The 11,983-nt window shown below is 72.5% G+C and carries 12 protein-coding genes and 2 pseudogenes; all 14 read left to right on the forward strand.

The genetic code is table 11. From position 1 onward, the window contains the following. Nucleotides 1-174 precede the first annotated feature (174 nt). Nucleotides 175-1,035, forward strand: coding sequence for a CoA transferase subunit A (locus F6X68_RS12995; RefSeq protein ID WP_151454517.1), 861 nt, complete (start codon nt 175-177; stop codon nt 1,033-1,035). Then, nucleotides 1,032-1,859, forward strand: a complete 828-nt coding sequence (locus tag F6X68_RS13000; protein WP_151454518.1) for a CoA-transferase subunit beta — start codon at nt 1,032-1,034, stop codon at nt 1,857-1,859. Before F6X68_RS12995 ends, F6X68_RS13000 begins: the two co-directional genes overlap by 4 nt. Beyond that, the gene (locus tag F6X68_RS13005) at nt 1,856-2,971 is read left to right on the forward strand and encodes a nitronate monooxygenase family protein (RefSeq protein WP_151454519.1); all 1,116 of its coding nucleotides are present in this window, start codon (nt 1,856-1,858) and stop codon (nt 2,969-2,971) included. The genes F6X68_RS13000 and F6X68_RS13005 overlap by 4 nt, the downstream gene beginning before the upstream one ends. A 2-nt stretch (nt 2,972-2,973) precedes the next feature. Next, nucleotides 2,974-3,849: an SDR family NAD(P)-dependent oxidoreductase gene (locus F6X68_RS13010; protein ID WP_151454520.1), complete on the forward strand. Its 876-nt coding sequence runs from the start codon at nt 2,974-2,976 to the stop codon at nt 3,847-3,849. Beyond that, nucleotides 3,846-4,639, forward strand: a pseudogene (locus F6X68_RS13015) (SDR family oxidoreductase). The gene F6X68_RS13010 and the pseudogene F6X68_RS13015 overlap by 4 nt, the downstream one beginning before the upstream one ends. A 60-nt stretch (nt 4,640-4,699) precedes the next feature. Beyond that, entirely contained in the window at nt 4,700-5,173 is a 474-nt protein-coding gene (locus F6X68_RS13020) for a MaoC family dehydratase N-terminal domain-containing protein (RefSeq protein ID WP_151454522.1), read from the forward strand. Next, nucleotides 5,170-5,691, forward strand: a complete 522-nt coding sequence (locus F6X68_RS13025) for a MaoC/PaaZ C-terminal domain-containing protein (protein ID WP_151454523.1) — start codon at nt 5,170-5,172, stop codon at nt 5,689-5,691. The genes F6X68_RS13020 and F6X68_RS13025 overlap by 4 nt, the downstream gene beginning before the upstream one ends. Next, nucleotides 5,688-6,476, forward strand: a complete 789-nt coding sequence (locus F6X68_RS13030; protein WP_151454524.1) for an enoyl-CoA hydratase family protein — start codon at nt 5,688-5,690, stop codon at nt 6,474-6,476. Before F6X68_RS13025 ends, F6X68_RS13030 begins: the two co-directional genes overlap by 4 nt. A gap of 42 nt (nt 6,477-6,518) precedes the next feature. Next, the gene (locus F6X68_RS13035; protein WP_225852176.1) at nt 6,519-7,463 is read left to right on the forward strand and encodes an NADPH:quinone oxidoreductase family protein; all 945 of its coding nucleotides are present in this window, start codon (nt 6,519-6,521) and stop codon (nt 7,461-7,463) included. 29 nt (nt 7,464-7,492) lie between these two features. After that, nucleotides 7,493-8,743, forward strand: a complete 1,251-nt coding sequence (locus F6X68_RS13040) for an acyl-CoA dehydrogenase family protein (RefSeq protein ID WP_151454530.1) — start codon at nt 7,493-7,495, stop codon at nt 8,741-8,743. Between the two features lies 1 nt (nt 8,744). Continuing rightward, nucleotides 8,745-9,884, forward strand: coding sequence for an acyl-CoA dehydrogenase family protein (locus F6X68_RS13045; RefSeq protein ID WP_151454526.1), 1,140 nt, complete (start codon nt 8,745-8,747; stop codon nt 9,882-9,884). Between the two features lie 6 nt (nt 9,885-9,890). Further along, nucleotides 9,891-10,907: an acyl-CoA dehydrogenase gene (locus F6X68_RS13050; protein WP_151454527.1), complete on the forward strand. Its 1,017-nt coding sequence runs from the start codon at nt 9,891-9,893 to the stop codon at nt 10,905-10,907. 82 nt (nt 10,908-10,989) lie between these two features. Continuing rightward, entirely contained in the window at nt 10,990-11,856 is an 867-nt protein-coding gene (locus F6X68_RS13055) for an enoyl-CoA hydratase (RefSeq protein ID WP_151454528.1), read from the forward strand. Nucleotides 11,857-11,859: 3 nt separating this feature from the next. Next, a pseudogene (locus F6X68_RS13060) lies at nt 11,860-11,983 on the forward strand (electron transfer flavoprotein subunit beta); the annotation flags it as partial.

An 11,983-nucleotide genomic window follows, 5' to 3' on the forward strand; every position in this document is an offset into this window, starting at 1 on the left:
CGTCCCGCCCTCCTTCGCATCAGGGTCTTGACCCACTCCCGATGGCTGTTAGTCTACCAACCAAGCGCTTGCTACATGGTGGCCCGGCCACGGATGCCCGGCACGCGACTCGCCTTTCCGCACCGCTCGCCACCGCGCTGGAGCAGTGCCCCGAGACGAAACGATGAGGGACACATGGCCGACAAGACTCTGACAACGCGCGACGTCGTGTCGCGGCTCCGATCCGGAATGACCATCGGCATCGGGGGATGGGGCTCACGGCGCAAGCCCATGGCCCTCGTACGCGAGATCCTGCGCTCCGACCTCAGGGACCTGACCGTCGTCAGCTACGGCGGGCCGGACGTCGGCCTGCTCTGTGCCGCGGGCAAGGTCAGGAAGGTCGTCTTCGGTTTCGTCTCGCTCGACAGCATCGCCCTCGACCCGCACTTCCGTGCCGCGCGGCAGAGGGGCGCCGTCGAGGTCGCCGAGTACGACGAGGGCATGCTCCAGTGGGGGCTGTACGCCGCCGGCATCCGCCTGCCCTTCCTGCCGACCCGCGCCGGGCTCGGGTCGGACGTCCTGAAGCACAATCCCGACCTCAGGCTCGTCCAGGACCCGTACGGCACCGAGCAGCTCGTGGCCATGCCGCCGCTGCGCCTCGACGCGGCCCTCGTGCACATGAACCGCGCCGACGCCCAGGGCAACGGCCAGTTCCTCGGGCCCGACCCGTACTTCGACGACCTCTACTGCCTCGCCGCCGACCAGGCCTTCATGTCCTGCGAGCGGATCGTGCCCACGGCCGAGCTCAGCGCCGCCGGGCACTCGGCGACGATCAAGATCAACCGTCAGCTCGTCGCGGGCGTCGTCGAGACCCCGAACGGCGCGCACTTCACCTCCTGCGCCCCCGACTACGAGCGCGACGAGGCCTTCCAGCGCGAGTACGTCAAGGCCGCCGGCGACCCGCAGGCCTGGGCCAAGTTCGAGAAGCGGTACCTGTCCGGTACGGAAGATGACTACCAGGCGGCCGTCGCCGCCCGAGCCGAGGAGGTCGCATGAGCAGCGCCGTCACCGAGTCCGCGGACCAGCCCACGGGCAGCGCCAGTACTGCCGACGCGCCGGTGACCCGCGCCGAGTACTGCGCGGTCGCCGTGGCGGACGCGTTCGCCGGCGACGGCGAGTCCATCGCCAGCGCCTTCGGCACGATCCCGGCCATCGGCGTCCGCCTCGCCCGGCTCACCGTCGCCCCCGACCTGCTGCTCACCGACGGCGAGGCCCACTTCGTCTCCGGCACCTGGCCGATCGGCGCGGACCCGCACGCCACCGAGGGCGTCGTCGTCGAGGGCTGGAGCCCGTTTCGCACGATCTTCGACCTCGTCTGGCACGGCAAGCGGCACGTCATGATGATCCCGGTCCAGATCGACGGGCACGGCAACACCAACATCTCGGCCATCGGCGACTACGCCCAGCCGAAGGTCCAACTGCTCGGCGTGCGCGGCGCCCCCGGCAACAGCGTCTACCACCCGACCAGCTACTGGGTGCCCAACCACTCCACGCGCAGCTTCGTCCGTACCGTCGACATGATCTCCGGCGTCGGCACCGACAGCGCCCGCGCCGCCGGGCCGGCCGCGATCGCGTACCACGATCTGCGCCGGGTCGTCACCAACCTCGCGGTCCTCGACTTCGGCGGTCCCGACGGCGCGCTGCGCCTGCTCAGCCTGCACCCCGGCGTCACGCTCGAGGAGGTCCGCGCGGCCACCGGCTGCGACCTGCACGTCGAGGGCGAGGTCCCGGCCACCCGCGAGCCGACCGCCGAGGAGCTGCGCCTCATCCGCGAGGTCATCGACCCCCGCTCGCTGCGCGACCGCGAGATCCCCGCATGAGCCGGGCCCAGGAGCCGCACCCGACGCTGCGCACCCGGGCGACCGACCTGTTCGGGGTGCGGTACCCGATCGTCCAGACCGGCATGGGCTACGTCTCCGACGTGCGCCTGACCACCGCGACGGCCAACGCCGGCGGGCTGGGCATCCTCGCGGCCGGCCTGCTCTCCTACGACGAACTCGTCGTGGCCGTCGAGCAGATCCAGGCCGGCACCGACGCGCCGTTCGGCGTCAACATCCGCGCCGACCAGCCCGACGTCGTCAAGCGCATCGACCTGCTCATCTCGGCCGGCGTCAAGGTCGCCTCCTTCGCCCTGGCCCCCAAGCAGGAGCTCATCGCCAGGTGCAAGGACGCCGGCCTCGTCGTCGTCCCGTCGATCGGCGCGCGCCGCCACGCCGAGAAGGTCGCCGCGTGGGGCGCCGACGCCGTCATCGTGCAGGGCGGCGAGGGCGGCGGCCACACCGGCGGGGTGCCCACCAGCCTGCTGCTGCCCCAGGTCGTCGACGCCGTCGACATCCCGGTCATCGGCGCCGGTGGCTTCTTCGACGGCCGCGGCCTCGTCGCCGCGCTCGCCTACGGTGCCGAGGGCATCGCCATGGGCACCCGCTTCCTGCTCACCAGCGACTCGCCCGTCGAGTCGTCGGTCAAGGACGTCTACCTGGCCAAGACGGTCAACGACACCGTCCTGACCCTCCAGGTCGACGGCGTCCCGCAGCGCGTGCTGCGCGCCGGCACGATCGAGGAGCTGGAGCGCACCTCCGCCCCCGGCCGACTGCTGCGGGCCGTGCGCAACGCCGTCGCCTTCCAGAAGCTGTCCCGCACGCCGTGGGGCGACATGGTCCGCGAGGGCCTGGCCATGCGCAAGGCACACGACCTGACGTGGAGCCAGGTCGTCATGGCGGCCAACGCCCCGATGCTCTACCGGTCGGCCCTGATCGAGGGCAGGACCGACGTCGGCGTCATGGCCACCGGCCAGGTCGTCGGACTCATCGACGACGTTCCGAGCGTCGCCGAGCTCATCGACCGCATCATCGACGAGGCCACCCGGACCCTCGACCGGCTCGGCGTGCCCGCGCCGGTCGCGTCGGCCCCGGCCCTGCCCGAGGAGGACTAGTCATGGGAGCACTGCAGGGACGGGTCGTCGTCGTCACCGGCGCCGGCCGCGGCCTCGGCCGAGAGCACGCGCTGCTCGCCGCCGCCGAAGGCGCCTCGGTCGTCGTCGCCGACACCGGCGCCGCCGCCGACGGCACCGGCAGCGACCCCTCGGTCGTCGAGGCCGTCGCCGCCGAGATCACTACCGCCGGCGGGCAGGCCGTGGCCAGCACCGCGGACGCCGCCACCACCGAGGGCGCCCGCGAGCTGCTCGCGCTCGCCCGCGACACCTACGGGCGCGTCGACGGCCTCGTCAACAACGCCGGCATCCTGCGGGACCGGATGTTCGTGAACATGAGCGAGGACGACTGGGACGCGGTCATCCGCGGCCAGCTGCGCGCGACGTTCGCGCCGTGCCGGGTGTTCGCCGACCACTGGCGCACCGAGTCCAAGGCCGGCAACCAGCCGGTCGCCTCGATCGTCAACGTCTCCTCCACCTCAGGCCTCATCGGCGCCGTCGGGCAGACGAACTACGGCGCGGGCAAGGCCGCCATCGCGGCCCTCACCGTCATCCTCGCCCAGGAGATCGGCCGCTACGGCGTACGCGTCAACGCGATCGTCCCGGTCGCGCGCACCCGGATGACCCAGGACCTGCCCGGCATCGGCGAACTGGTCGCCGCCCCGGCCGACCCCGCCGCGTTCGACGTCTACCACCCGGGCAACGTCTCCCCGCTCGTCGCCTGGCTGCTCACCGCCGACGCGCCGGTGACCGGCGAGGTGTACTACGCCAAGGGTGGCGAGATCCGTCGCTTCGCGCCGTGGAGCTACGACTGGACCATCGACAAGGGCGCCCGCTGGAGCGTCGGGGAGATCGCGAAGGAGATGGCCGCCCGTGCCTGACACCGGTCACACCAACGCCGCCGACTGGGCCGGCCCCGCCCACGGGCTGCTCTCCGGGCGCTCGGTGCTCGTCACCGCCGCGGCCGGCACCGGCATCGGCTTCGCGACGGCGCGCCGCGCCGCCGAGGAAGGCGCGCGTGTCGCCATCAGCGACCGGCACGAGCGCCGCCTCGCCGAGTCGGTCGACGAAATCGAGCGGCTCACCGGGACCCGGCCCCTCGGGGTGCCCTGCGACGTCACCGACCAGGCCCAGCTCGACCACCTCATGGACACCGTCGCCGCCGAACTCGGCGGCATCGACGTGCTCGTGAACAACGCAGGCCTCGGCGGCACCGCGGCCGTGCAGGACATGACCGACGACCAGTGGGACTCCGTCCTGTCGGTGACCCTGACCTCGACGTTCAAGGCGACCCGGTCGGTGCTGCGGCACATGATCCCGGCCGGTAAGGGGGTCATCGTCAACAACGCCTCCGTCATCGGCTGGCGCGCGCAGAAGGGGCAGGCGCACTACGCCGCGGCCAAGGCCGGCGTCATGGCGCTGACCCGGTGCGCGGCCCTCGACGTCGCCGAGCACGGCGTCCGGGTCAACGCGGTGTCCCCGAGCATCGCGGTGCACGCCCACCTGGCCAAGGTGACAAGTGACGAGCTGCTCGCCCAGCTCTCGGCCCAGGAGGCCTTCGGCCGGGCCGCGACGCCGTGGGAGATCGCCAACGTCATCGTCTTCCTCGCCAGCGACTACTCGTCGTACATGACCGGCGAGGTCGTGTCCGTCTCGAGCCAGCACCCGTGACCGTCCGGTGCGTGCCGGCGACCCGCGCCGGCGCGTACCGATGAACGAAAGGAGCTCGTCGTGGCCAACCCCGACGCGCAGGGCGTCACCGGCGCCCCCTTCCGGCTCGACGTCGAGCGCGGCAAGATCCGCGAGTTCGCGCTGGCCACCGGAGCGGCCGACGCGGCCTACCTGCGGGAGGAGGACCCGGTCGTACAGCCGACGTTCCTCACGACGACCTTCTTCTGGCAGGGCGAGGACGCCAACCCGTGGCCGGCGGTCGAGCTCGACCAGCAGCGCGGCCTGCACGCCGAGCAGCAGTACACCTTCTTCGGCGAGCCGCCGCGCGCCGGGACCAGGCTCACCTGCCAGTCGCGCATCGGCGAGATCTACACCAAGGTGGGGCGCCGCGGCGGTGAGATGACCTTCGCGGTGATGTACACCGACTTCCGCGACGAGACCGGGCGTCTCGTCGCCCAGGCCAAGCTCACCGGGGTCGAGACGGCCCGGCCGCCGGACACCGGGGCCGCGACGCAGGACGGAGCCTCCGCATGAGCGACACGACCGTCACCACCCGGCCCGGCACGACCGAGGTCGGCCTGCCCGTACCGGCGGCCCCGCCGGCGCGTGTCCACGGCCCGGTGACCCGCACCGACTTCGTCCGCTACCAGGGCGCCTCGGGTGACATGAACCCGATCCACCACGACGAGGTCTTCGCCAGGGCCGCCGGGTTCCCGAGCCCCTTCTCGGTGGGCATGTGGCAGGCCAGCCTGCTCGGCACGTACGCCACCGACTGGCTCGGCGGCCGGAACGTGCGTGACTTCCGCATCCGGTTCCTGGCCCAGGTGTGGCCGGGCGACACCCTCACGCTCGAGGGCGTTCCGCTGCGCACCTACGTGATCGAGGGTGCGGACGGACGGGAGGGCCGCGTCGACGTCGAGCTGACCTGCCGGCGCCAGACCGGCGACACGGCCGTCACCGCCTGGGCGACGTTCGTGCTGCCCGAGGCGGCCCCCGACGCCGCGACACCCAGGACCGGCGAGCGGCCCGAGACCACCGAGGAGCAGGGATGAGCCCCACGACCCACGCGTCCGTGACGACGACCGTGCACCCCGACGGGATCGCCGAGATCGTCGTGGACAACCCGCCGGTCAACGCGCTGCCCGTGGCCGGCTGGTTCGCCCTCGCCTCCGCCCTCGACGCCGCCGGCGCCGACGAGTCGGTGCGGGTCGTCGTGCTGCGCGCCGAGGGCCGCGGCTTCAACGCCGGCGTCGACATCAAGGAGATGCAGCACACCGACGGCTTCACCGCGCTGCTCGGCGCCAACCGCGGCTGCTACGCCGCGTTCAAGGCCGTCTACGAGTGCCCCGTCCCGGTCGTCACCGCCGTCAACGGCTTCTGCCTCGGAGGCGGCATCGGCCTGGTCGGCAACTCCGACGTCATCGTCGCCTCCGACGACGCCACCTTCGGCCTGCCCGAGGTCGACCGCGGCGCCCTCGGTGCCGCGACCCACCTGTCCCGGATGGTCCCCCAGCACCGGATGCGCGCCATGGTCTACACCTCGGCCACGGCCACCGCCCAGGAGCTGCACGCGTACGGCTCGGTCCACAGCGTCGTGCCCCGCGAGCGGCTGCGCGAGGCGGCGTTCGCCGTCGCGACCCAGATCGCCGCGAAGGACCCCATCGTCATCCGGGCCGCGAAGGCCTCCCTCAACGGCATCGACCTGTGGGACGTCAACCGCAGCTACCGCTTCGAGCAGGGCTTCACCTTCGAGCTCAACCTCACCGGGGTCGCCGACCGGATCCGCGACGAGTTCGCCGGCACCGACAAGGCGGCGCGCCCGGGCAGCGAGGGCTGAGCCGTGCGTGCGATGGTGGTCCGTGAGCTCGGGGGTCCCGAGGTGCTCACGCTCACGGACGGGCCGCAGCCGCAGCCCGGCCCCGGGCAGGTGCTCGTCGACGTCGTCGGCGCCGGGGTGAACTTTCCCGACGGCCTCATCGTCGCCGGCACCTACCAGACCAGGCCGGAGCTGCCGTTCGTGCCCGGCTGCGAGGTCGCCGGCACGGTCGCGGCGCACGGCGACGGGGTGACCGGCCCGCCCGTCGGCACCCGCGTCATCGGCTTCTGCGGCATCGGCGGCTACGCCACCCAGGTGCTCGTCGACGCCCGCCTGGTCCACCCGTTGCCCGAGGGCATCGACCTCGTCGAGGCCAGCACGATTCCCGTCGTCTACGGCACGTCGTACCACGGGCTCGTCGACCGGGCCGGTCTCGCCGCCGGCGAGACGCTGCTCGTGCTCGGCGCCTCCGGTGGCGTCGGCCTCACCGCCGTGCAGATCGGCAGGGCCCTCGGCGCGACCGTGATCGCGGCCGCCTCGACCGAGGACAAGCGTGAGCTGTGCCTGGCGCACGGGGCCGACCACGCCATCGGCTACGACGACCTGACGGCGACGGTGCGCGAGCTGACCGGCGGCGCCGGTGCCGACGTCGTCTACGACCCCGTCGGCGGCGACGCCGCCACCGCGGCGCTGCGTACCCTCGCGTGGGCCGGGCGGTTCCTCACCGTCGGCTACGCGACGGGCGAGATCCCGCAGGTCAAGCTCAACCGGCTGCTGCTCACCGAGGGCGCGGTGCTGGGGGTCCTCTGGGGCGCCTGGGCCAAGCGCAACCCGGAGGCCAACGCCGCGAACATGACGACGCTGCTCGGGTGGATCGCCGCCGGCCGGCTGAGGCCACACGTCAGCGAGGTCTTCCCGCTGGAGGAGGCCGCCCGCGCGCTCGGCACCGTGCTGAACCGTGGCGCCCGCGGCAAGATCGCCCTCCGGATGAAAGCAGGCAAGGAATGAAGGTGGCTGACCCGACCGAGCTGACCCAGATGGACCTCGGCCCCGGCCCGCGCTCGCGGGAACTGCTCGCGACGTTGCGCACGTTCATGGCCGAGCACGTCTACCCCGCCGAGAAGGTGTACGCCGCCGAGCTCGGCGCCGCGGCCCGCGAGAACGGGGGAGTGTCCCACGTCCTGCCGCCGGTCGTCGAAGAGCTGAAGGTCACGGCGCGCGAGCTGGGTCTGTGGAACCTCTTCCTGCCTGACCTGTCGGGCCTCACCAACCTCGAGTACGCCTACCTGGCCGAGGAGACCGGACGCTCGCCCTACCTCGCTCCCGAGGCGCTCAACTGTGCCGCGCCGGACACGGGCAACATGGAGCTGCTGCACCTGTTCGGCACGCGCGAGCAGAAGCGACAGTGGCTCACCCCGTTGCTCGAGGGCACCATGCGTTCCGGCTTCGCGATGACCGAGCCGGACGTCGCCTCCTCCGACGCGCGCAACATCGCCACCTCGATCGTGCGCGACGGCGACGCGTACGTCGTCAACGGCCGCAAGTGGTGGACGACCGGCGCGGCGGACCCGCGCTGCGACATCCTCGTGCTGATGGGCAAGACGGACCCGGAGGCGGCCGTCTACCGGCAGCAGTCCATGGTCCTCGTGCCGGTCGACACCCCCGGGGTGACGATCGTGCGCTCGCTGCCGATCTTCGGCTACCACGACCAGCACGGCCACTGCGAGATCCGGTTCGACGACGTACGCGTGCCGGTGACGAACCTGCTCGGCGCCGAGGGCGACGGTTTCGCGATCGCCCAGGCCCGTCTCGGCCCGGGCCGCATCCACCACGCGATGCGCTGCATCGGCATGGCCGAGCGCGGCCTCGAACTCTTGGTGCGCCGGACGATGGCCCGCGAGGCGTTCGGCGGCCCGCTCTCCGAGCAGGGCGTGGTGCGCACCTGGATCGCCGAGTCCCGCCTGGAGATCGAGCAGGCCCGCCTGCTCGTGCTCAAGACGGCCTGGCTCATCGACCGGGTCGGGCCCGAGGGCGCGGCGACCGAGATCGCCGCGATCAAGGTCGTCGCGCCGCGGGTCGCCCGCAACGTGCTGGACCGTTCGATCCAGGCGCACGGCGGTGGTGGGGTCACCGACGACTTCCCGATGGCCCGGATGTGGGCCAGCGCCCGGATCCTCGGCATCGCCGACGGCCCGGACGAGGTGCACCTGCGCACGGTGGCGCGCACGCAACTGCGCCGCTACCGGGACGCGGCGCCGACGGGCGCCGCCGAGACGAGGAGGGGCTGAGATGGACCTGACCTGGTCGGCGCAGGACGAGCAGTTCCGGGCGGAGGCCCGCGACTGGCTCGCGGCGAACGTGCCGCGGCAGCCGCTGCCCTCCGGGGACACCGCGGAGGGCTTCGCCGCGCACCTGGGGTGGGAGCGGACGCTGCACACCGACCGGTGGTCGGTCGTGTCGTGGCCCAGGGAGTACGGCGGCCGCGATGCCTCGATCTGGCAGTGGCTCATCTTCGAGGAGGAGTACTACCGGGCCGGTGCGCCGCAGCGGGTGACGCAGAACGGCATCTTCCTGCTGGCCCCGACGATCTTCGAGTTCGGCACGAAGGAGCAGCGGGACGAGTTGCTGCCGCGGATGGCGGCGGCGCGGGACCTGTGGGCCCAGGGCTGGTCGGAGCCGAACGCGGGCAGCGACCTGGCGGGGATCCGGTCCCGGGCGGTGCGGGACGAGCGGGCCGGCGGGTGGCGCCTGAGCGGGCAGAAGACGTGGTCGACCCGGGGCGCGTTCTGCACCCACCTGTTCGGTTTGTTCCGCACCGACCCGCAGGCCCAGCGGCATCGGGGACTGACGTACTTCCTCATGCCGCTGGACACCCCGGGCGTGACGGTGCGCGGGTTCGACCGGCTCGACGGTGACGAGGGCTTCGCCGACGTGTTCTTCGAGGACGCGTTCGTACCGGACTCGGCGGTTCTCGGCGGCGTCGACCAGGGCTGGTCGGTCGCGATGTCGACGACCGGGTCGGAGCGGGGCCTGACGCTGCGCTCACCGGGGCGTTTCCGCAAGGCGGCCGACGCGCTCGTGGCGCTCGCGGGCGAGCGGGCCGAGGCGGCGACCGATCTGCTCCGCGACCGGGTGGCGCGCTCGTGGATGCAGGCGCACGCCTACCAGCAGTTCACGCTCGCGCAGGTCACCGACATCGTCGAGGGTCGCCCGGCCGGTGCGCGGTCGAGCCTCAACAAGGTCTTCTGGTCCGAGCTGGACATCGCGTTGCACGAGACGGCGCTGGAACTGCTCGGTCCGGACGCGCTCGTCGACGGCCCCTGGACCCGCGGCTACCAGTTCTCGCTGTCGGGTCCGATCTACGCGGGCACCAACGAGATCCAGCGCAACATCATCGCCGAGCGCCTGCTCGGTCTGCCGAGGAGGTGACCAGGCGTGCGGTTCGCTCCGAGTGACGAGCAGCGTGACCTTGAGGCGGTCGTCCGTCAGGTGCTCACCGAACGGTGCCCGCCGGCGACGGTGCGCGCCGGAGCCGGGTCGGCGCAGGTGGCCTCGCTGGCCGAGAGCCTGGCCGGCCTCGGCGTGGCGGGGCTGCTCGTGGCCGAGGACGACGGCGGGCTGGGTCTGGACGAGAACCACCTCGTGTCGGTCTTCGCGCAGATCGGATACTCCGCCGCCCCGCTGCCGCTCGCGGCGACCCTCGCGGTCGCTCCGGCGGTGCTCGCCTCGGGCGCCCCGGACCTGCTGGCGAGCCTCGTCGAGGGGTCGCTCACGGTCGGTGCCGACCCTGCGGCGACCGGGCGGGTCGCGTTCGGTTCCGGTGTCGACCTGGTGCTGAGCGGCGGCTTCGGCGGGACCGGGCGCATCGAGGTTCTCGACGTGTCCGAGGCGACGGCCTTGGCCTCGCCGTCGGTGGACTTCGCGCTGGACCTGACCGGGTACGCGGGCGCGCGGCTCGTGGCGACCGTGGACGACCCGCGGGTGGTGCGGCTGGCCTGGGAGCGGGGAGTGCTGGCGGCCTCGGCCGAGCTTGTCGGGCTGTCCCGACGGATGCTCGAACTCACGGTCGAGCACGTGCGCGCCAGGGAGCAGTTCGGGGTGCCGATCGGCAGCTTCCAGGCGGTCAAGCACCACCTCGCCACGGCGCTGCTGCAACTGGAGTTCGCCGCGCCGGTGGTGGCGACGGCCGGGTTCGAGCTGGCCGCGGGCGTCCCGGGCCGGCTGCGCTCACTGGCGACGGCCAAGGCGTTGGCGTCCGAGGCGGCACACGTCGTGGGCCGGGCTGCCCTGCAGTGCCACGGCGCGATCGGTTACACGACCGAGTACGACCTGCAGCTGTTCCTCAAGCGGTCGTGGGCTCTGGAGGCGTCGTGGGGCAGCGCCTCCTGGCATCGGGCGGCGCTGCTGGAGGACCTCGGTGTCGGCCTGACCGGCGCGCGCCCCGCGTCCTGACCGCTGGCCCCGTAGGCACTCACCGGCGGCCCACGACCCTCACGCGACGTACACCCGACCCCGGGGCGAGAAGGAGATCCAGATGAGCGAGACCAGCGACGCGGCGGTGGAGGTCGTCCGGTACGAGACGCGGGGGCCGGTGGCCGTCGTGACGATGAACCGACCGGAGTACCGCAACGCGCAGAACTCCGCGATGACCTATGCCCTCGACGACGCGTTCTACCGCGCGGCCGCCGACGACGAGGTGAAGGTCATCGTCCTGGCGGGTGCCGGGAAGCACTTCTCGGCCGGCCACGACATCGGCACGCCGGGTCGGGACGTCGACTCGTCGTTCGACCGGCGGGCCGGCCTGTGGTGGGACCACGTCGGAAAGGCCGGGGTGGACAGCCGGTACGCCCGCGAGTCCGAGGTGTACCTCGGGATGTGCCGCCGCTGGCGTGAGCTGCCCAAGCCGACGATCGCCATGGTGCAGGGAGCCTGCGTCGCCGGTGGCCTCATGCTCGCCTGGGCGTGCGACCTGATCGTCGCTTCGGACGACGCGTTCTTCGCCGACCCGGTCGTACGCATGGGGATCCCCGGGGTCGAGTACTTCGCCCACCCGTGGGTGCTGGGTCCGCGGTTCGCCAAGGAGTTCCTCTTCACCGGCGACCGGATGCCGGCGGCGCGCGCGGCCGAGCTCGGCATGGTCAACCGGGTCGTCGCCAGGGACGATCTCGAAGCGGAGGTCATGGGGCTCGCCACGCGGATCGCACAGATGCCGCGGCTGGGTCTCGCGCTGACCAAGAAGGCGGTCAACCAGGCCGAGGACCTCATGGGCCTGCGGGACGGGATGGATGCGGTGTTCGGGCTGCACCACGCGGCCCACGCGCACAACGCCGAGGTGGGCACCGACTCCCTCGGCGGCCAGGACGCCCGGAGCATGCGTGACGCCGCGAGAAGGGAAGGGTGAGCGATGAACATCGTCGTACTCGTCAAGCAGGTGCCCGATTCGGGCGCGGACCGCAGCCTGCGTGCTGACGACAACACCGTCGACCGCGGTTCGGCGAACAACGTGATCAACGAGATGGACGAGTACG

This window comes from Micromonospora sp. AMSO12t (genome assembly GCF_008806585.1).
GTDB classification, from domain to species: Bacteria; Actinomycetota; Actinomycetes; order Mycobacteriales; family Micromonosporaceae; genus Micromonospora; species Micromonospora reichwaldensis.

Bases quoted from the DNA above. Each gene is read 5' to 3' on its own strand.
- F6X68_RS12995 (WP_151454517.1), top strand. From the start codon at position 175: ATGGCCGACAAGACTCTGACAACGCGCGACGTCGTGTCGCGGCTCCGA.
- F6X68_RS13000 (WP_151454518.1), top strand. From the start codon at position 1,032: ATGAGCAGCGCCGTCACCGAGTCCGCGGACCAGCCCACGGGCAGCGCC.
- F6X68_RS13005 (WP_151454519.1), top strand. From the start codon at position 1,856: ATGAGCCGGGCCCAGGAGCCGCACCCGACGCTGCGCACCCGGGCGACC.
- F6X68_RS13010 (WP_151454520.1), top strand. From the start codon at position 2,974: ATGGGAGCACTGCAGGGACGGGTCGTCGTCGTCACCGGCGCCGGCCGC.
- F6X68_RS13025 (WP_151454523.1), top strand. From the start codon at position 5,170: ATGAGCGACACGACCGTCACCACCCGGCCCGGCACGACCGAGGTCGGC.
- F6X68_RS13030 (WP_151454524.1), top strand. From the start codon at position 5,688: ATGAGCCCCACGACCCACGCGTCCGTGACGACGACCGTGCACCCCGAC.
- F6X68_RS13040 (WP_151454530.1), top strand. From the start codon at position 7,493: ATGGACCTCGGCCCCGGCCCGCGCTCGCGGGAACTGCTCGCGACGTTG.
- F6X68_RS13045 (WP_151454526.1), top strand. From the start codon at position 8,745: ATGGACCTGACCTGGTCGGCGCAGGACGAGCAGTTCCGGGCGGAGGCC.
- F6X68_RS13055 (WP_151454528.1), top strand. From the start codon at position 10,990: ATGAGCGAGACCAGCGACGCGGCGGTGGAGGTCGTCCGGTACGAGACG.